We start from the raw sequence: 17,539 nt of genomic DNA, 5'->3' as shown, positions 1-17,539 counted from the left end.
TTCATGACCCCGTACTTTGCACTGGGCCGCGCCCTTGTTGCGGCCATCGCCCTGAGCCTGACCCTTGCCGCCTGCGGCGGCGACGACGACTCGGATGACGACACGGCCTCGCCGCCCGAGACCGAACAGCCCGAACCGCAGCCGCCTCAACCGCAGCTGCGCTGCGCGCCTTGAACAGTCGTTCCGCCCAACCCAACGCATGAGTAGCCCCATGACCAAGACCCATATCTCGCATTCCGCCAGCGCGTCCCCGTCCTTGCCGGGCCGCCGCCAGTTCTTCCGCGCATCGGCCCAGGCGGCTGGCGCCCTCTCGGCGATGGCGTTGCTGCCCGCCTCGATCCAGCGCGCGCTGGCGATTCCCGCAGCGGTCGACAGCGGCACGATCAAGGACATCAAGCACATCGTGATCCTGATGCAGGAGAACCGCTCGTTCGACCACTATTTCGGCACCATGCGCGGCGTGCGTGGCTTCGGCGACCGTTTTCCGATTCCATTGGCCACGGGCAAGTCGGTGTTCTTCCAGCCCGACCCCAAGGGTGGTCAGGATATCCAGCCCTTCCGCCGCGATTCCCGGACCAGCAACGCGCTGATCGGATCGGGCACGCCGCACAATTTTCCCGACCAGCAGGCAGCCTGGAACCAGGGAAAGATGGACCAGTGGATCCAGTTCAAGAACCAGGCAACCATGGGCTTTTTCATGCGCGAGGACATTCCGTTCCAGTTCGCGCTGGCCGACGCTTTCACTGTCTGCGATGGCTATCACTGTTCCATCCTGACCGGCACCGACCCGAACCGCATCGTGTTCTGGTCGGGCGCCAACGCCAATCCCGAACTGCGCAAGCTGGGCGTCAATTGCACGGACACCGACTCCGAGCCCGTCAACTCGCGCTGCTGGCCCAGCCCCTCCAACTGGGTGGCGGGCCGCGCGCAGGAGGTGGACGGCTCTGGCCAGATCGACCCGGTGACCGGCGCCTACAACTACAAGTACAAGAACAGCGCCTTCAAGTGGGACACCTTGCCCGATCTGTTGCAGCGTGCGGGTGTCAGCTGGCACATCTACCAGAACATGAACAACAACTGGACGGGCGCCATGCACGGCTGCCTGGCCTTCCAGAGTTTCCGCACCGCGCAGCCCGGTTCTCCCCTCTATGAGCACGGCCTGACGGGCGGCCCTGAAAAGAACGACGGCGCCGTGAATTTCCTGGCCCAGCTGAAGCAGGACGTGGCCAATGGCACTTTGCCGGAGGTGTCGTGGGTGTTGCCGACGCAGGCGCTGGCCGAGCACCCGGGCAGCAGCGAAGGCGTGGCCGGCGCGGCCGACTTCATTGCCGACGTGCTGGATGCGCTGACCTCCAATCCCGACGTCTGGAGCAAGACTGCGCTGTTCGTGACTTTCGACGAGAACGACGGCTTCTTCGACCATGCGGCGATGCCCGCCGTGCCATCCTTTGACGCCAACGGCGTGCTGATGGGCAAGTCCACCGTGCCGCTGGAAGGCGAGTACTTCGATGCTTCGGTCGGCAATTACCTGAAGGCCGAGGACAGCATCACCGGCAACATCCGCCCGTGGGGCCTGAGTTCGCGCGTGCCGATGTACGTGGTGTCGCCGTGGAGCAAGGGAGGCTGGGTCAATTCGCAAGTGTTCGACCACACCTCGGTAGGCCGGTTCCTGGAGCAGCGCTTCGGCATTCAGGTGGACGCCATCAGTCCGTGGAGCCGCGCAGTCTGCGGCGACCTGACCACCTGCTTCGATTTCACCAACCCGAATGACCCGAGCGTTCCCAAGCTGCCTGACACGAGCAACTATCCCGCGATCAACGCGGCCCAGAAGCTCCTGCCGACCACGGCGGTGACCCAGGCGCCCGCCATCCCGCAGCCGCTGTACCAGGAGACCGGCACGCGGCTGTCCCGCGCGCTGCCCTATGAACTGCACACCAGCGCCCGGCTGGGGCAGGACGGCGCCGTGGAGCTGCTGTTCAGCAACACGGGCGAAGCGGGCGCCGTGTTCCACGTCTACGACAAGCGCAACCTGGACCTGATTCCGCGACGCTACACCGTTGAAGCGGGCAAGACGTTGTCCGATACCTGGACCGGCGGCGACTACGACCTGTGGGTCTACAGCAGCAACGGCTTCGTCCGGACCTTCGCTGGCAACACGCAGCGCGGCACGGCCCTGGAAGTGCAGGTCTGCTACGAACCCGCCGGCAGTGCGTTGTACGTGAAGGTTTCCAACCGTGGCACGGCCCGCCTGCAGGCAACGTTGCAGTCCAACGCCTACCGCACGGACGGCCCCTGGACGCTGGCGGTCGAGCCGGGCGCGGTGGCCGAACACCATTGGTCCATCAAGGAAAGCGGCAATTGGTACGACTTCTCCGTGACCGCCGAAGGCTTCGAGCGCCGTTTCGCCGGACGCATGGAGAACGGGCGTCCCGGCGTCAGCGACCCGGCCATGGCGCTGCATCTGTGACCGTCCAGGCATAAGCGGCCGGGCGCGCATCGGGGGGCGTGCCCGGCCGGCCCAGAACAACAAACGGGTCGGATACCAGTGGTAAGGCGGGGCCTGCGATAATGCCGCTTGCGCGGTGGGCTGCCAAGCGTTGCAGCCCGCCGCCAGCACAGGCATACCCGGATCGGCCCCATGGAAAAGCGTTTGATGCCATCGATGATGGCGCTGCAATGTTTCGAGGCGGTGGCGCGGCACATGAGCTTCACGCGCGCCGCCGAGGAACTGCACATGACCCAGAGCGCGATCAGCAAGCAGATCGCCCAACTGGAGGCGCTGCTGCGCAATCCGCTGTTCTTGCGCGTGCGGCGGCGCCTGCAGCTGACGCCGGCGGGGGCCTTGTATCAGTCCGAGGTCCGGGCCATCCTGAACCAGGTGGACATGTCCTCTCGGTACATCCTGACCTACGGCAGCGAAACCCAGGTGCTCACCATAGGCACCCAGCCCACTTTCGGCGCGCGCTGGCTGATCCCTCGCCTGCAAGGGTTCATGGCCGCGCACCCTGACGTCCAGGTCAAGGTGCGCAGCGAAACCCGGCCTTTCGACCTGATGCAGGCCAAGATCGACATTTCCTTTTTCTTCGGCCACGGCACCCTGCCCGGGGCCCAATGCCGGGAACTGTTCGAGGCCGAGGTGGTGCCCGTATGCGCGCCGGGATTCCTGCCGGGGGACAAGGTGGACAGCCTGGAGGCCCTGAGCGCGCAGGCCCTGATCCAGTGCGCCTCGCGCCCGGAGGCCTGGCACGATTACTTCTCGCACCAGCAATTCCAGTCGGACCGCAGTTATCACGGCCCTCGCTTCGACACGTTCTACATGTGCGTGCGCGCGGCCGAAGGCGGTTGCGGGGTGGCCCTGACGCCGCGCCTGCTGGCCGAAGAGGAATTGCAGGCCGGCAAACTGGTTATTCCCTGGGACTATGTGCAGCCCAGCGACGGCGCGTATTTCGTCGCGTATTCCGAGCACTCGGCCGAAGTGCCCAAGATCAAGCAGTTCGTGGCGTGGGTGGAGGACGAGGCCGCGCGCAAGCGGGAGCGCGACGCCCAGCGGGTGCGGTCCATGAAAAAACGGACTGATTAAGCCGATTTTTTTCATTTGATCGCGGGCGCCGCGCATGATTTCATGCGAGCCATCCTTGTTTACCGATGTGCCGAGCCCGCCATGAGTCAGAATTTCGTCAATCCGGATCAGATCCGCGCCTGGTTCTCCCGCGCCATGTCCGACATGTACAAGTCGGAAGTGCCGCTGTACGACACGCTGCTGGACCTGGTCGCCCAGGTCAATGCCCAGACCCTGGCAGCACAGCCTGAACTGGCCGCGCAATTGGCGCGCACGGGCGAGATCGAGCGCCTGGACATCGAGCGCCACGGCGCGATCCGCGTCGGCACCGCGCAGGAGCTCTCCAACATGCGGCGCGTGTTCGCCGTGATGGGCATGCAACCGGTGGGTTACTACGACCTGTCGCCCGCTGGCGTGCCGGTGCACTCCACCGCTTTTCGCGCCACTCACGAAGCCTCGCTGCAGGCCAGCCCGTTCCGGGTTTTCACTTCGCTGCTGCGGCTGGAACTGATCGATGACGAGGCCTTGCGCGAGAAGGCCGCCCGCATCCTGGCCGCGCGTCGGATCTTTACCGAACGCGCGCTGGAGCTCGCGGCCCGCCACGAGACGCAGGGCGGCCTGATTGAGGCCGATGCCCGCGAATTCGTGGCAGAGGCGCTGCACACGTTCCGCTGGCACAGCGAGGCGACCGTCAGCCTGGACGACTACCAGGAACTGCATGGCCAGCATCGCCTGATCGCCGACGTGGTGGCCTTCAAGGGCCCGCACATCAACCATCTGACGCCGCGCACCCTGGACATCGACGAAGCCCAGGCCGAGATGCCGCGCCGCGGCGTGTCCGCCAAGGCCGTGATCGAAGGCCCGCCGCCGCGCAAGTGCCCGATCCTGTTGCGCCAGACCAGCTTCAAGGCACTGGAGGAAGCGGTCCGCTTCACCGGCGCCGACGGCCAGTCCGCGGTCGGCAGCCACACAGCGCGTTTCGGCGAGATCGAGCAACGCGGCGTGGCTTTGACCCGCAAGGGCAGGGCGCTGTACGACCAGTTGCTGGATCTGGCCCGCAGCCGCATCAGCGGCGCGCCCAACGAAGGCAATGCCGCGGCCTACATGCAGAACCTGCAGGACTGTTTTGCCGCATTCCCGGACGACTATGAACAGCTGCACGCCGAGGGGCTGGCCTATTTCCGCTACTTCCTCACCGGCAAGGAAGGGGCCGACCCCGAAGCCAGCGCGCAGGCGCTGATCGCCGAGGGCTATATCCGCTTTGAACCTCTCGTGTATGAGGATTTCCTGCCCGTCAGCGCCGCCGGAATCTTCCAGTCGAACCTGGGCGACAAGGCCCAGGCCGAGTACGCGCTGAATGCCAGCCAGGCGGCCTTCGAGCAGGCGCTGGGCGCTTCGGTGCAGGACGAGCTGGCGCTCTATCAGGACACGCAGGACCGTTCGCTGGCGGCGTGCATGCAGGGGCTGGCCGCGCAGGCCGGCTCGCCGGTGGCCGCATGAGCCGTCTGGACCGTTGCCTGTCCGTGCGCGACTTCGAGCGCGAGGCGCGGCGCATCATGCCGCGCTGCGTCGAAGGCTACGTCTGCGGCGGCACCGAAGACGGCGCTTCGCTGGCCGAGAGCGTGCGCGCCCTGGGCGACGTCGGTTTCCGGCCGCGCGGCTTGCGCGTGGTCGACCAGCGCAGCAGCCAGGTCGAGCTGTACAGCCAAGCCTACGCCATGCCCGTGGGTTTTGCGCCCACAGGCTTTTCGGCCATCGTCATGCATGAATGCGACCTGGCGCTGGCGCAGGCAGCCCAGCAGGCGGCCATTCCCTTCATCATCAGCGGCGCCTCCAGTGTGCCGTTGGAGCGTTTGCAGCAGGCCACGGGCAAGCGTTGCTGGTATCAAGCCTATCTGCCGGGCAATATCGAGCGCATTTCCCGGCTGATGGCGCGGCTGCGCAAGGCCGAGATTCCAGTGCTGGTGGTGACCATAGACACCTGTGTGGGCGCCAATCGCGAGAACCTGCAGAAGCTGTCGTTCACCGTGCCCTTCAAACTCAGCCCCAGCGTGATGCTGGACGGCATGCGTCACCCCCGCTGGAGCTTCAACGTCTTCCTGCGCACGCTGCTGGGCAGCGGCATCCCCAGGTTCTCGAACCTGTACGAAGAGATCGGCCCGCCCATCACCCAGGACCCGCCCAACGGCTTTCGCGGCGAGCGCGACAAGCTCTCGTGGGAGCACATCCGCTGGATCCGGGAGAACTGGCCGGGCAAGCTGGTGCTCAAGGGCGTGATGCATCCCGACGATGCGCGGCTGGCCTGCGCGGCGGGTGCCGACGGCGTGATCGTGTCGAACCACGGCGGACGGCAGCTCGATGGCTGCATTTCACCCCTGCAGGCGTTGCCCGATGTGGTGGCCGCCGTGCCGCCGGGCTTTCCGGTCATGGTGGACGGGGGCTTTCGCCGGGGATCCGATGTGCTCAAGGCGGTGGCCCTGGGCGCGCGCATGGTCTTCACAGGCCGGCCGCAGCTCTTCGGCGCGGCCGTGGGCGGCAGCGCCGGCATCCGCAAGGTCACGGAGATATTCCGCAGCGAGATCTCGACCAACATGGCGCTGTTGGGCTGCGCCACGCTGGCCGACCTCACGCCGGACTTGATCGCGCCCTTGCGACCTGCAGGCGCGGCCTGAGGCGGGCGGCGTCGCCGCCCTGGGCAAGACTGCCCGCACAACAACAAAAAAAGGTGGGCATCCCCATGCCCACCCATCCGTTTTCGACAGGAGGAAACATGAAGAAGATCTATACCAAACTGGCCGGCGCGGCAGCGGTGCTTGCCTGCATCGCCAGCGGGCCGGCGCAGGCTCAGGCCGGCGCCTATCCGACCAAGCCGGTGCGCCTGGTCGTGGGCTATGCCCCAGGCGGCACCACCGACATCAGCGCACGGATGATCGCCGACGTGCTGGGCAAGGAGTTCGGCCAGACCTTCGTGGTCGAGAACAAGCCCGGCGCCAACAGCAACATCGGGGCAGAGTCCGTCGCTCGTTCGCCTGCCGACGGTTACACCCTTTTCGTGGGGTCGATCTCCACCGCGATCAACCAGTCGCTCTATTCCAAGATGTCGTACGACGCGCTCAAGGACCTGGACGCCGTCGCCTTGCTCAACGTGGTGCCCAACATCCTGGCCGTCAATGCCAGCGTGCCGGTCAAGTCGGTGCAGGAATACATCGCCTACGCCAAGAAGAACCCCGGCAAGCTCACCTGCGCCTCGCCCGGCAACGGTTCGTCCGCGCACTTGGGCTGCGAGCTCTTCAAGATGAAGACCGGCATTGATATCCTGCATGTGCCGTATCGCGGTAGCGGTCCGGCCGTGGCGGACCTGCTGGGCGGCCAGGTGGATTCCATTTTCGACAACCTGCCGCCGCTGCTGCCGCACGTGCGCGCGGGCAAGCTGACCGGCCTGGCCGTCACCACCGGTACGCGCGTGCCGTTCGCTCCGGAAATCCCCACCATCGCGGAATCCGGCGTGGAAGGCTTCGACGTGGCGGCCTGGTTCGGCCTGTTTGCGCCGGCCGGCACCCCGCCGGAAATCGTCCAGAAGGTCAACGCCGCGATCAACAAGGCCCTGACCTCCGACGCCGCCCTGGCCGCCAGCTACCAGACCAACGGCTTCCTGATGCCCCCGCCGCCAAACACGCCGCAAGCTTTCAAGGCCTTTATGGAAAGCGAAACCCGCAAGTGGGGAGAAGTCGTCAAGGCGACCAACCTGCAGATCAACTGAGAGGCTGGGGGAAAGGGCTGCCCGCGGCCCGCTCCCCTGTCTGCATGCCTGCGGGGGACGGATGGGTGGCGTTGGAACGACAAAATGCCCCGGACTCCCCTGATTTTTAAATTGCGTGATAGAATGTTCGACTTTCCAGGAAAGCACGCTTTTCTGGCTTGATTTAGCCGACGTGGTGAAATTGGTAGACACGCTATCTTGAGGGGGTAGTGGCGAAAGCTGTGCGAGTTCGAGTCTCGCCGTCGGCACCAAGAATTTGTCCCAGGTTGTTCCTGGGCGTGTAAAGAACCCGCTTTCTCCATGAGATCGCGGGTTTTTTATTGCCTGCGTTTTGCGCAGCGCACCCTGCCCGGTCTTCGACATTCCGGGCCAGCGCCCCTTCGGAGCGGGCGTTATGAAAAAACCTATTGCGCGCCGTCGAGCCATTTTTCAAATCAAAAATGCAGGGTCTTGAATCCGCGCCGTGAATTCATATACCGGTACTGAGGCGATCGAGTTGCTGGTCGCTCTTGGCGACCGGGCAGGGTCTCGATCCTTCAAAGACTTTCTTGGGAGGAAATTATGGCGAACTACCCTTTCAGCGACAGCGGTGTCGGGTCCCTTTTTGACGCGATCCAGGAGCAGATGGAGCGCGTGCTTGGTAATGCAGCATCGCCAGCCACACTGCGATCATTGCCAAGCGGACGCTTCCCGCCAGTCAATATTGGGGTTTCGGATGATGCTGCCGTGGTCGTCTGCTTCGTCCCCGGCATTGAGCCCGAGACTTTGAAAGTATCCATGGAGAAGGGGCTGCTCACGATCGGCGGCTCGCGCAAAGCGCAGGCTCTGCCCGAGGGGGGGCGCTACTACGCTCGGGAACGTGCCCAGGGCGATTTCACGCGCGTGATCGAGTTGCCCGGCGACATCGATTCGGACAACGTCGAGGCGCGCTACGTCGATGGCTGCTTGATGATATCCATCAAGAAGAAGGAGTCGTCGAAACCGCGGCTTATCGCTGTTCAGTGACACCCGCGTAGGGAAGCATCAAGGAGAGATGATCATGAATGAGCGCAACAAACTCGTTGTCGAACAGGACGGTCGCTCCAAAGAGCAACGTCCCGCCACACTGCCGGCAGTCGATATTTTTGAGGATGCGACGGGAGTCACCGTTATTGCGGACCTTCCCGGCGTCACGAAGGAACGGCTGAACGTCAAAGTGGAATCGGAGATGCTGGTCATAGAGGGAGAGGCGTCGGTGCAGGTCCCTAGCGATGTCCGGCTAATCCATGGCGAACTGCGGGAACCGCTATTTCGCCGTTCCTTCAGGTTGGGGCCGGAGTTCGACAAGGATGCGATCAGCGCCAGCCTGAAACAAGGCATCCTGACGCTGCGGGTGCCACGGGTTCGCGAGGCGCAGCCGCGCAGAATCCCGGTGACGGTGCTGTGATTCAATAAGCCCGCCGCAGCGGCGCTAGCCCGCTGCGGCAGGCCGGAGACGCTCTATGAACGAACTCGTCCTTACGGAGCATAAGGGATTTCGCCTGGCCGTCCGAGCCGTGCCGTTACGCTGCCTGGAACAGTTCGGCAATTTGCCCGAAGGGTTTCTTCCGCTGGTTCAGGTCGCCTATTCGACGTTGGTGCTTCTGGATTGGTGTATTCCCTGCCCGCTCACGCCTCGCGATACGCCGACGCGTGCCATTTCGGAAGGCACGGCGTATTTAAAGCTGTTGATCGATTCGGGCCAGATCAGTCACTGCGTTGCTACAACGTAATCGCCGAAAACTACGCGCGCTGTCCAGGTGGACGGTACGCACGGTCCTCGGCAATGACGGGCAGGACTATGGGTTCGATATGCGGCGCGGTTTGCGGCATCCGGGGAAATAGAATCGGGCAGACGCCAGTAAAAACCCGCATCCTCGATCGAGTTGCGGGTTTTTCCGCGTCTGGCCCCGAAACAGGCCAGACGCCGCCGTCATCATTCCTTCCGGTACGCCAGGTAGTCGAGATGGATGCCGATATGGTCCGCGATGTAGCGGGCGTCGTGCCAAACCCCCCAGATGAATGAGGAACTGCGATTGGTGAGGTTGGGTAGACCGAGGAAGTAAATGCCTTTTTCGGCCGAGATGCCGCGCTTGTGGATGGGGTAGCCATTCTCGTCGAAGGTGTCGACGTCGATCCAGCTGAAGTCGACCTTGAAGCCCGTGGCCCACAGTATGGTCTTGATGCCGGCCTCGGCCAGGTTCAGGCTGAGGATCGGGTAGGTGAGGCATTCCGGATCGGGCAGCAGTTTCCAGGCATCGGGCTCGGGTGGAAGGTCCAGGCCGTTCTGCTCGATGTAGGCGTCGGCTTCGCGCAGGACCTCGAAGTAGTCGGCGTCGCCCTGGGCAACGTCGCGACCGAGGTTGTCGGCAAAATGCAGCACGCCGTTTTCATAGGAGGTGGTGATGCCCACGAGCTGGATGCCGTCTCGCGCCAGGCGCCGGAAGTCCACGGTTTTGCCGTTTTCGTACCCGCTTACGGCGAAGGCGACGTGTTCGCGCTTGGGTTTTTTCTTGACTTCATCCCACATGCCCAGGGCGCCCAGCCACCAGCAGTAGTCGCGCTCGCGGTAGGACCGGGGAGGGCGGTAGTGTTCGCCCACCGACAGGTAGACGGTGCGGCCTGCCTGGCGGAGTTCTTCGGCAATCTGCGAGCCGGATGCGCCCGCGCCGACGACGAGCACCGCGCCATCGGCCAACTGCCCCGGGTTCTTGTAGGCCGAGGAATGAAGTTGCTGGATGCCCGCGTCCTGCGGCACGATCTTCGGATAGGTAGGTATCTGGAAGGGGCCGGTCGCGGCGACCACGTGCTGGGCTTCGATGGTGCCTGCGGAGGTGGTGACGGTGAAGCCTGGACGCTTGTCATTGCGCTGGACGCGCAGGACTTCGACGCCGGTGCGCACCGGCGCCTTGAGCATTTTGGCGTAGTCTTCGAAGTACTGGGCCATGCGCTCCTTGGGCGGAAAGACATCGGGCCCGACGTCATCGAATTTCAGGCCGGGAAAGCGGTCGTGCCAGGCGGGGCCGTTGGCGACCAGCGAGTCCCAGCGTTCGGAGCGCCAGCGTTCGGCGATCCGCTTGCGTTCGAGCACGATGTGCGCAATGCCCATGGCGCCGAGGTGTTCGCTCATTGCGATGCCGGCCTGACCGGCGCCGATCACCAGCGTATTGGTTTTTTCAATTGACATTTGAACATCCTAAAGAATACCGAGACCCTGGTGCGTCTCGAGGCTGACACGAAGATCAAGAAACGGAAGGCCGGCGAACCGCGCGATGGTCAAACGGCGCGCAGAACGATAGGCACGCAGTGTGACCCCGAAGGCCTGAGTTGATAACTTCGTTTTTCGGACGGCTGACTTAGGAAAAAGCAAAGGGGCAGGTTTGCGCGGGCAGGGGGCGACGCGGCATCCGGCATAGCGCGATTTCTTTTTTCCGATGGCCCCCATCAGCATCGGCAATGCACTTGAAAAAAGGCTTTGCCGTATTCTTGAATCCACCCCAACGCTGACGACGCTTCCTTGCGTGCCATGCGGCCATCGCCTGTTTTTCCCGGAATTTCTCGAACCGGGAAGTTGAACTCTGTGAGTGCAGCAGCCATGCCGAATCGCCCCTTTTCCTCCGACACTTCCAGCGCGCTCAGCCTGGAGGGAGTCGTCAAGAGATACCGCGATCACGCGGTGCTCCAGAAAGTTTCCCTGAAGATCGAAAGCGGGGAGTTCCTGACGCTGCTGGGTCCATCCGGCTGCGGCAAGACCACCTTGCTGAACCTGATCGCGGGCTTTGCCGACGCGGACGAAGGCGAGATTTTCATCGACGGCACCCCGGTCACGGCCTTGCCGCCGTATCAGCGCCAGATCGGCATCGTGTTCCAGAACTACGCGCTGTTCCCACACATGACGGTGGCGCGCAATATCGCTTATGGCCTGCGGATGCGGCGCGTGCCGACTGCCGAGATCGAGCGGCGGGTGGCCGAAGCCATGGCCCTGGTGAAGCTGAATGGCTTGGGCGAGCGCAAGCCGCGCGAGCTGTCGGGCGGCCAGCAGCAGCGGGTTGCGCTGGCGCGGGCGCTGGTGATCCGTCCCAAGGTGCTGCTGCTCGACGAGCCGTTTTCCGCGCTGGACAAGGGGCTGCGCGGCGCCATGCAGGTAGAGATCCGTGACATCCAGCGCAAGCTGGGAGTGACGACGATTTTCGTCACGCATGACCAGGGCGAGGCGCTCAGCATGTCGGACCGTATTGCAGTGATGAACCAGGGAGTGATCCGGCAGGTCGCAGCACCCGACGAGCTGTATCGCAATCCGCAGGACCCGTTCGTGGCCTCGTTCCTGGGCGACGTCAATATCTTGCCAGCGCATTATCACGGTTCCAGCGCGGAGACCATCCAACTGCGCTTGGGCGCGGGGCTGACGCACATTCCGCGCCACCGCCTGGTGGGCGGCTCGCACGAGGGACACCGGCTGGATCTTTATGTGCGGCCCGAACACATCAAGCTGGAAACCCTGCATAGCGGGTCGGTGTTGAGCGGCACGGTGGTCAACCACGTATTCCAGGGCGATCACGTGGATCTGTACCTGGAGGTGCATATTCCCGTGGAGGGGCGCCAGCACGTGATGGTGCGCACCGCCGACCTGAATTGCATTCATGAATGGCCGGTGGGCGCCGTGGCGGGACTTGCCCTGCCTGGCCATGGGGTCAGCGTGTTCAACGCGTCGTCCTGACAGACCGGCTCCCCGCGCGCCCTTCCATCCTACGCAGCGGCCGCGCCTGCGCAGCCGCGCTGCATCCATTCTTCCGCGAGACACAAGCCCATGAATCAGATTCCCGTTGAGATGCAAGCCATCATTGCCCGCGAGCCTGGCGATGCCACGGTGTTGACGCTGGCCACCCGGCCGGTTCCGGCGCCGGGTCCCGGCGAGGTGCTGTTGCGTGTTCTGTCTGCCGGCATCAACCGGCCCGACATCATGCAGCGCCAGGGCCTGAGCAAGCCGGCGCCGGGCGTGACCGACGTGCTCGGGCTGGAGGCTTGCGGCGAGGTGGCAGCCTGCGGGCCCGGCGTGCCGGAGTCCCTGGTCGGGCAGCGCTTCATGAGCCTGCTGGCGGGTGGCGGCTACGCGCCGTGGTGCGTGGCGCGCGTGGATCATTCCCTGGCCGTGCCCGCGGGCCTGGACGACGCCGAGGCGAGCGCGTTGCCGGAAGGTCTGTACACGGTATGGCACAACCTGTTCGAGCTGGGCCGCCTGCGTATGGGCGAGACCGTGCTGATCCATGGCGGAGGCGGCGGCATAGGCACGCTGGCGATCCAGATGGCGCATGCGGCGGGGGCGAGGGTGATCGTGACGGATGGCGAACGTGACCGCAGTGACGCCCTGCGCGGACTCGGCGCGGCAGAGGTGGTCTGCTTTCATGACACGGATTTCGTGCAGGCCTGCGAGGCCCATACCGAGGGCCGCGGCGTGGACGTGGTGCTGGATATCGTCGGCGGCGATTATGTGCGGCGCAATCTGCAGGCGCTGGCTTTCGGCGGGCGCCACGTCAGCCTTTCCTTCCTGCAGGGTTCGGCCGTCAATGTCGAGTTGCTGACCCTGATGCAGAAGCAGCTGAGCCTGCATTCGTCGACCATGCGTCCGCAGACCGATGCCGAGAAGGCCCGCATGGCCGCCGCGCTCAGGCGCCACGTGCTGCCCCTGGTCGCCGCTGGTCGCATCCGGCCCAAAATGGCGCAGAGCCTGCCTCTGGCCGACGCCGTCCGCGCGCATCAACTGCTGGAAAGCGGCAAGGTGTTCGGCAAGCTGGTCCTCAAACCCTGAGCTCGGAGACTGGATTGAAACTCCTCTACGCCCCTACGTCCCCCTTCGTGCGCAAGGTCATGATCTGCGCGCACCTGACCGGCCAGGCCGGACGGATCGAATGGCTGCCCAGCGCCGCGCATCCGGTCAACCGCGATGCCCGCATCGCCGCCCACAATCCGCTGGCCAAGGTGCCGACTTTGATCCTGCCGGACGGCAGGGCGCTATATGACAGCCGCGTGATCTGCGAATACCTGGCGGATGCTGCCGGCGATACGCAGCTATTCCCGGCTGGCGCGGCCCGCTGGCTGGCATTGAAGCGCCAGGCCCTGGGCGACGGCCTGCTGGATGCCGCGCTGCTGGCTCGCTACGAACATACTGCGCGGCCGGCCGAGATCCAATGGCCGCAGTGGCGGGAGGCGCAACTGGTCAAGGTGCGGGCGTGCCTGGGCGAAATCGAGGCGCAGGCGGACGAACTGCCGCAAGCGGATCCTGACATCGGCAGCCTGACCATCGGCTGCGCCATGGGATATCTGGATTTCCGCTTTCCCGAGCTGGACTGGCGCGCGGCGCATCCGCGCGCCGCGGCCTGGTTCGCCGTATTCAACCAAATGCCTGCCATGCAGGCCACCCTTCCCCACGAAGCCTGAGACCGCCGCCATGACGACGCCGAGCGCAACCCCTTCATCCTCCAGGGTCTGGTTCCTAAACGGGCCCAACGCCAATCTCTACGGGCTGGACGCTAACAAGACCTATGGTTCCAACAGCTTTCCCGTGTTGCAGCAGCGCTGCGAGAGCAAGGCCGCCTCGCTGGGCATCCAGCTGAACTTCGTCCAATCCAATTACGAGGGCCAGTTGGTCGACTGGATACAGGAGGCGCGCGGCACGGCGCAGGGCGTGATCATCAACGCGGCCGGCCTGACCTATTCGTCGGTGCCCATACTCGATGCCTTGCTATCCTTTCCGGGCAGGATCATCGAGGTCCACATGAGCAATATCTGGCGGCGCGAGGCCTTCCGCCATCATTCGTATATTTCCAAGGCCGCCGATGGCGTCATCGCGGGACTGGGCGGAGATGGCTATGAATTGGCCATCGAGGCCATGTCGCGTCTGATAAACCGCAGTACCTGAGGTCGACCGTCCATGCATGCATCCTCCCGCCCCGCCGTGTCGGGCGCAATGATCTTCTACAGCGAGTTCGACGACTACGCGGCCTGGCGCGACGCCATGCAGGCGCGCCTGCCGGACTTGCGGATGGTGCACGCCAGCGAAGCGCATGACCCGGCCGGTATCCACTACGCGCTGGCCTGGAAGGCGCCGCAGGGCTTCTTTGATCGCATGAAGAACCTGCGCCTCATCGTGAACCTGGGCGCGGGTGTGGATTCGCTGGTGGGGCGCGAGGATCTTCCCGCCGGAGTGCCCATCACCCGCATCACCGATCCGAACATGGCACGCATGATGGCAGGCTATGTGCTGTTCGCCGTGCTGCGCTATGCCCGCGATATTCCGTACTTTGAAGCGGCGCAGCGGCGCGGCGAGTGGGCCTATCGTCATCCGCGTTCTCCCGAAGACGTATGCGTGGCCGTGCTGGGCCTGGGCGAGCTGGGCGCATGCGCGGCGCAGGAGCTGCGCCGCCAGGGGCTGACCGTGCTGGGTTGGTCGCGCAGCCCGCGTAGCATCGATGGCGTCGAGTGCCACAGCGGCATGGAGTCGCTGGACACGGTACTGTCGCGCGCCGACATCCTGGTGGTGATGCTTCCGCTCACGCCGCAGACCCGCGGCCTGCTGGACCGCGAACGCTTGCAGCGCCTGCCGCGCGGCGCGGCCCTGATCAATGTGGCCCGGGGCGCGCTGGTGGATCAGGCCGCCCTGACGGATCTGCTGCGCAACGGCCATCTAGGCGGTGCGACGCTGGACGTATTCGAGCGCGAGCCCCTGCCGATTGGCGACCCGCTCTGGGGGATGGACAACGTGCTGATTACGCCGCACCTGGCTTCGGTGGCCATTCCGGCATCCGCCGCCGGACAGATCGCCGACAACGTACTACGAGTCAGCCAAGGCCTGGAACCCGCCAACCGCGTCGATCCAGCGCGCGGCTATTGAAGTTGCGTCTTGCGGATATCAGCGTTCTTTAACCGCCGAGGCTGCCCTGCGCATTCCGATGCTCGCCCTGGCGGGGCTGCGCTTCGTATGGCTCCGGGGTCCTCGGCTGGCCGTAGCCTAATGCGGTGGTCTTGGACCCCCTTCGTGAGCAGATGCCGTGAGCCGGTGACCGGACGGAGGGATCCGAAGCGCAGCCCCATTGGGCGAGCATCGGAATTCCGCAGTCCGGACGCCGGCGGCTCAGGAACCTGACCTCACAAAACCGAAGCGGCAGGGCTTCGAGCTTGCGGATGTCCGTGTCCTTCAACCGCCGAGGCTGCCCTGCGCCATTCCGATGCTCGCCCCGGTGGGGCTGCGATTCGTATGGCTCCGGGGGCCTCGGCTGGCAGTAGCCTAATGCGTTGGTCTTGGACCCCGTTCATGGGCAGATGCCGTGAGCCGGTGACCGGACGGAGGGATCCGAAGCGCAGCCCCATTGGGCGAGCATCGGAATTCCGCAGTCCGGACGCCGGCGGCTCAAGAACCTGACCTCACAAAACCAATCGGCAATATTCCACCCAGAATTCTCTAGTGGTTGTCCTCGATATTGAGGATCCTGCCCAGCCCGAGAAATCGGTTGGCGAAGATCAACAGCGCGGCCGTCACGACGATGTACACCACCGACAGCGCGGCCAGCGTCGGGTCGGCGAACTCGCGCACGTAGTTGTACATGGTCACCGGAAGGGTCTGCGTGCTCTGGGTGGTCACGAACAACGAGGCAGTGAATTCGCTGAACGACATGATGGCCGCGAACAGCCAGCCGCCGAACAGCCCAGGCGCCAGCAAGGGAACGGTAATCGTGAATAGCACCCGCACGGGCGAAGCGCCCAGGCTGGCGGCGCTCTGTTCGAGGCGCTCGTCCAGGTTCTCCATCGACACATAGACGCTGCGCAGCACGAAAGGCAGCACGAGGATGACGTGGCACAGGATCACGATGCCGTAGCCCCGGTCCACGTTCAACTGCGCCGCGAGGATCAGCAGGCCCAATCCGACGGTGAAATGGGGAATAACCAGCGGCGAGAGCAGGATGGCCTGAAGGATATTCTTGCCCGGAAACGCCATGCGCTTGACCGCGATCGCCAGGCCAGTGCCGATGACCAGCGCCAGCAGCGAAGACCAAAGCGTGACAACCATGCTGGCGCGAAAGCCGTCGCGGAAGTCAGCGTAGGTGAACACGCGCTCGAACCAGCGCCAGGACCAGGCCTGCGGTGGAAAAGTGAGCAGGGCCTTGTCGTTGAAGGAGGCCAGGGTCACCACGACGACCGGCAGCAGAACGAACGCGAGGATCAGCGTGATCAGCACCGGCGCGCCGATGCGCAGCCACAGGGGCAGGGATTTTCGGATGCTCATGTCAGTGTCCTCCGATGACTTTGAGTCGTCGCGTGACCCTGCCGAGCAGCATCAGCGCGATAGCCGTCAGGCCCAGGCCCATGACGCTCAGACTGGCCGCCAGGGGGAAGTTCATCGAAGAGAATCCCAGCTGGTAGACCAGCGTCGAGACCGTAGGCACGCGGCCGCCGCCTATCATCTGCGGCGTGGCGAAGGCGCTGAAGGTCCAGGCGAACGAGGTCGTGATGCTGGCCAGGATGCCTGGCATGGACAGCGGCAGGGTGATAGTCAGAAAGGTGCGTACCGGACCTGCGCCCAGGCTTTCCGCGGCTTTTTCGTAATCGCGGTCTATGTGCGAGATGGCGGTGGCCAGCATCAGCACCACGACCGGGATGGTGACGTGCACCAGCGCCACCAGCACGCCCAGGTGGCTGAACATCAGCTTGAGCGGCGTATCGATCAGGCCCATTTTGAGCAGCATCGAGTTGATGAAGCCCGTGCTGCCCAGCACGATGATCCAGGAATAGGTGCGCACGATCTCGCCCAGGAACAGCGGCGTGATGGATACGATCAGGATGAAGGACTTGATGTAGCGGTTGCGCACCCGGACCAGGGCATACGCCAGCGGGTAGGCCACGAGCAGGGAGCAGACCGTGGTCTCCACGCTCAGGCGCAAAGTATTGGTGAAGGCATCGAGGTAGATCTGCTTGCCCATGCCCGAAAAGTTCGTCAGCGTGAGGCCGCCGACGTCCAGTGAGCCTGGAATGAAGGTGCGCAAGCTGTACTGCAGCACCGCCGCCATGGCGACGCAGATGCACAGGGCGATGAAGCTTGCCGGGGATATCAACCATCCCCTCAGGGTGGAACGCGCATCCATGGTGGACCCATCCTAGGCTTACGTTGAGGACATAGCGGCGCCGCGGCCTCCCGGGCCGCAGCCTCCAGC

The 17,539-nt window shown here is 64.4% G+C and carries 18 protein-coding genes and 1 tRNA gene; 15 read left to right on the top strand and 4 right to left on the bottom strand.

The window, feature by feature from the left end; translation table 11 throughout:
- Nucleotides 1-3: 3 nt before the first annotated feature.
- From CEY08_RS29925 to CEY08_RS03625, 10 genes are all read left to right on the top strand, one after another.
- Nucleotides 4-174 carry a hypothetical protein gene (locus CEY08_RS29925; protein ID WP_165609263.1) on the top strand — a complete coding sequence of 57 codons (171 nt, stop codon included), beginning with the start codon at nt 4-6 and terminating at the stop codon, nt 172-174.
- Nucleotides 175-211: 37 nt separating this feature from the next.
- Nucleotides 212-2,467: a phosphocholine-specific phospholipase C gene (locus tag CEY08_RS03665; protein WP_076815986.1), complete on the top strand. Its 2,256-nt coding sequence runs from the start codon at nt 212-214 to the stop codon at nt 2,465-2,467.
- A gap of 171 nt (nt 2,468-2,638) precedes the next feature.
- Nucleotides 2,639-3,580 carry a LysR substrate-binding domain-containing protein gene (locus tag CEY08_RS03660; protein WP_042796660.1) on the top strand — a complete coding sequence of 314 codons (942 nt, stop codon included), beginning with the start codon at nt 2,639-2,641 and terminating at the stop codon, nt 3,578-3,580.
- 81 nt (nt 3,581-3,661) lie between these two features.
- A complete protein-coding gene (gene hglS / locus CEY08_RS03655) occupies nt 3,662-5,059 on the top strand; it encodes a 2-oxoadipate dioxygenase/decarboxylase HglS (RefSeq protein ID WP_076817974.1) in 1,398 nt (465 codons plus the stop codon).
- Nucleotides 5,056-6,231 carry an alpha-hydroxy acid oxidase gene (locus tag CEY08_RS03650; RefSeq protein ID WP_076815984.1) on the top strand — a complete coding sequence of 392 codons (1,176 nt, stop codon included), beginning with the start codon at nt 5,056-5,058 and terminating at the stop codon, nt 6,229-6,231. Before hglS ends, CEY08_RS03650 begins: the two co-directional genes overlap by 4 nt.
- Nucleotides 6,232-6,329: 98 nt before the next feature.
- Nucleotides 6,330-7,319, top strand: a complete 990-nt coding sequence (locus CEY08_RS03645; protein WP_042796662.1) for a Bug family tripartite tricarboxylate transporter substrate binding protein — start codon at nt 6,330-6,332, stop codon at nt 7,317-7,319.
- Nucleotides 7,320-7,485: 166 nt separating this feature from the next.
- Nucleotides 7,486-7,570 (top strand) — tRNA-Leu (locus CEY08_RS03640).
- 310 nt (nt 7,571-7,880) lie between these two features.
- Complete coding sequence (locus CEY08_RS03635) at nt 7,881-8,324, top strand: Hsp20/alpha crystallin family protein (protein ID WP_063642137.1); 444 nt, start codon at nt 7,881-7,883, stop codon at nt 8,322-8,324.
- A 34-nt stretch (nt 8,325-8,358) separates the two neighbouring features.
- Nucleotides 8,359-8,745, top strand: coding sequence for an Hsp20/alpha crystallin family protein (locus CEY08_RS03630; protein ID WP_042797589.1), 387 nt, complete (start codon nt 8,359-8,361; stop codon nt 8,743-8,745).
- Nucleotides 8,746-8,800: 55 nt separating this feature from the next.
- Nucleotides 8,801-9,070: a hypothetical protein gene (locus tag CEY08_RS03625; protein WP_042796663.1), complete on the top strand. Its 270-nt coding sequence runs from the start codon at nt 8,801-8,803 to the stop codon at nt 9,068-9,070.
- Between the two features lie 203 nt (nt 9,071-9,273).
- On the opposite strand, the gene CEY08_RS03620 is transcribed toward CEY08_RS03625, so the two are convergent.
- Together CEY08_RS03620 and CEY08_RS29920 are read right to left on the bottom strand one after the other, a co-directional pair.
- The gene (locus CEY08_RS03620) at nt 9,274-10,524 is read right to left on the bottom strand and encodes a flavin-containing monooxygenase (protein WP_042796664.1); all 1,251 of its coding nucleotides are present in this window, start codon (nt 10,522-10,524) and stop codon (nt 9,274-9,276) included.
- Between the two features lie 257 nt (nt 10,525-10,781).
- Nucleotides 10,782-10,934, bottom strand: a complete 153-nt coding sequence (locus CEY08_RS29920; RefSeq protein WP_157123406.1) for a hypothetical protein — start codon at nt 10,932-10,934, stop codon at nt 10,782-10,784.
- Between CEY08_RS29920 and CEY08_RS03615 the strand changes: the two genes are divergently transcribed.
- The 5 genes from CEY08_RS03615 to CEY08_RS03595 all read left to right on the top strand — a co-directional run bounded on the left by CEY08_RS03615 (nt 10,933) and on the right by CEY08_RS03595 (nt 15,225).
- Nucleotides 10,933-12,054, top strand: a complete 1,122-nt coding sequence (locus CEY08_RS03615) for an ABC transporter ATP-binding protein (protein WP_042796665.1) — start codon at nt 10,933-10,935, stop codon at nt 12,052-12,054. The genes CEY08_RS29920 and CEY08_RS03615 overlap by 2 nt on opposite strands.
- 90 nt (nt 12,055-12,144) lie before the next feature.
- The gene (locus tag CEY08_RS03610) at nt 12,145-13,143 is read left to right on the top strand and encodes an NAD(P)H-quinone oxidoreductase (RefSeq protein ID WP_076815981.1); all 999 of its coding nucleotides are present in this window, start codon (nt 12,145-12,147) and stop codon (nt 13,141-13,143) included.
- A 14-nt stretch (nt 13,144-13,157) separates the two neighbouring features.
- Entirely contained in the window at nt 13,158-13,772 is a 615-nt protein-coding gene (locus CEY08_RS03605; RefSeq protein ID WP_076815979.1) for a glutathione S-transferase, read from the top strand.
- Nucleotides 13,773-13,782: 10 nt separating this feature from the next.
- Nucleotides 13,783-14,253, top strand: coding sequence for a type II 3-dehydroquinate dehydratase (locus tag CEY08_RS03600; protein WP_076815977.1), 471 nt, complete (start codon nt 13,783-13,785; stop codon nt 14,251-14,253).
- A gap of 12 nt (nt 14,254-14,265) precedes the next feature.
- Nucleotides 14,266-15,225, top strand: coding sequence for a 2-hydroxyacid dehydrogenase (locus tag CEY08_RS03595; protein ID WP_076815975.1), 960 nt, complete (start codon nt 14,266-14,268; stop codon nt 15,223-15,225).
- A 567-nt stretch (nt 15,226-15,792) separates the two neighbouring features.
- On the opposite strand, the gene CEY08_RS03590 is transcribed toward CEY08_RS03595, so the two are convergent.
- Both CEY08_RS03590 and CEY08_RS03585 read right to left on the bottom strand, forming a co-directional pair.
- A complete protein-coding gene (locus CEY08_RS03590; RefSeq protein ID WP_076815973.1) occupies nt 15,793-16,614 on the bottom strand; it encodes an ABC transporter permease in 822 nt (273 codons plus the stop codon).
- 1 nt (nt 16,615) lies between these two features.
- Nucleotides 16,616-17,470: an ABC transporter permease gene (locus CEY08_RS03585; RefSeq protein ID WP_042796671.1), complete on the bottom strand. Its 855-nt coding sequence runs from the start codon at nt 17,468-17,470 to the stop codon at nt 16,616-16,618.
- Between the last annotated feature and the right edge of the window lie 69 nt (nt 17,471-17,539).

This window comes from Achromobacter insolitus (assembly GCF_002209555.1).
Classification (GTDB): Bacteria; Pseudomonadota; Gammaproteobacteria; order Burkholderiales; family Burkholderiaceae_B; genus Achromobacter; species Achromobacter insolitus.
This window is presented reverse-complemented; position numbering and strand designations above follow the sequence as displayed.

Excerpts from the sequence above, each read along its gene's own strand:
- CEY08_RS03645 (WP_042796662.1), top strand. The coding sequence starts at position 6,330 with ATGAAGAAGATCTATACCAAACTGGCCGGCGCGGCAGCGGTGCTTGCC.
- CEY08_RS03665 (WP_076815986.1), top strand. The coding sequence starts at position 212 with ATGACCAAGACCCATATCTCGCATTCCGCCAGCGCGTCCCCGTCCTTG.
- CEY08_RS29925 (WP_165609263.1), top strand. The coding sequence starts at position 4 with ATGACCCCGTACTTTGCACTGGGCCGCGCCCTTGTTGCGGCCATCGCC.
- CEY08_RS03630 (WP_042797589.1), top strand. The coding sequence starts at position 8,359 with ATGAATGAGCGCAACAAACTCGTTGTCGAACAGGACGGTCGCTCCAAA.
- CEY08_RS03610 (WP_076815981.1), top strand. The coding sequence starts at position 12,145 with ATGAATCAGATTCCCGTTGAGATGCAAGCCATCATTGCCCGCGAGCCT.
- CEY08_RS03620 (WP_042796664.1), bottom strand. The coding sequence starts at position 10,524 with ATGTCAATTGAAAAAACCAATACGCTGGTGATCGGCGCCGGTCAGGCC.
- CEY08_RS03595 (WP_076815975.1), top strand. The coding sequence starts at position 14,266 with ATGCATGCATCCTCCCGCCCCGCCGTGTCGGGCGCAATGATCTTCTAC.
- CEY08_RS03590 (WP_076815973.1), bottom strand. The coding sequence starts at position 16,614 with ATGAGCATCCGAAAATCCCTGCCCCTGTGGCTGCGCATCGGCGCGCCG.
- CEY08_RS03650 (WP_076815984.1), top strand. The coding sequence starts at position 5,056 with ATGAGCCGTCTGGACCGTTGCCTGTCCGTGCGCGACTTCGAGCGCGAG.
- CEY08_RS03660 (WP_042796660.1), top strand. The coding sequence starts at position 2,639 with ATGGAAAAGCGTTTGATGCCATCGATGATGGCGCTGCAATGTTTCGAG.
- CEY08_RS03600 (WP_076815977.1), top strand. The coding sequence starts at position 13,783 with ATGACGACGCCGAGCGCAACCCCTTCATCCTCCAGGGTCTGGTTCCTA.
- hglS (WP_076817974.1), top strand. The coding sequence starts at position 3,662 with ATGAGTCAGAATTTCGTCAATCCGGATCAGATCCGCGCCTGGTTCTCC.
- CEY08_RS03635 (WP_063642137.1), top strand. The coding sequence starts at position 7,881 with ATGGCGAACTACCCTTTCAGCGACAGCGGTGTCGGGTCCCTTTTTGAC.
- CEY08_RS03625 (WP_042796663.1), top strand. The coding sequence starts at position 8,801 with ATGAACGAACTCGTCCTTACGGAGCATAAGGGATTTCGCCTGGCCGTC.
- CEY08_RS29920 (WP_157123406.1), bottom strand. The coding sequence starts at position 10,934 with ATGGCTGCTGCACTCACAGAGTTCAACTTCCCGGTTCGAGAAATTCCG.
- CEY08_RS03585 (WP_042796671.1), bottom strand. The coding sequence starts at position 17,470 with ATGGATGCGCGTTCCACCCTGAGGGGATGGTTGATATCCCCGGCAAGC.
- CEY08_RS03615 (WP_042796665.1), top strand. The coding sequence starts at position 10,933 with ATGCCGAATCGCCCCTTTTCCTCCGACACTTCCAGCGCGCTCAGCCTG.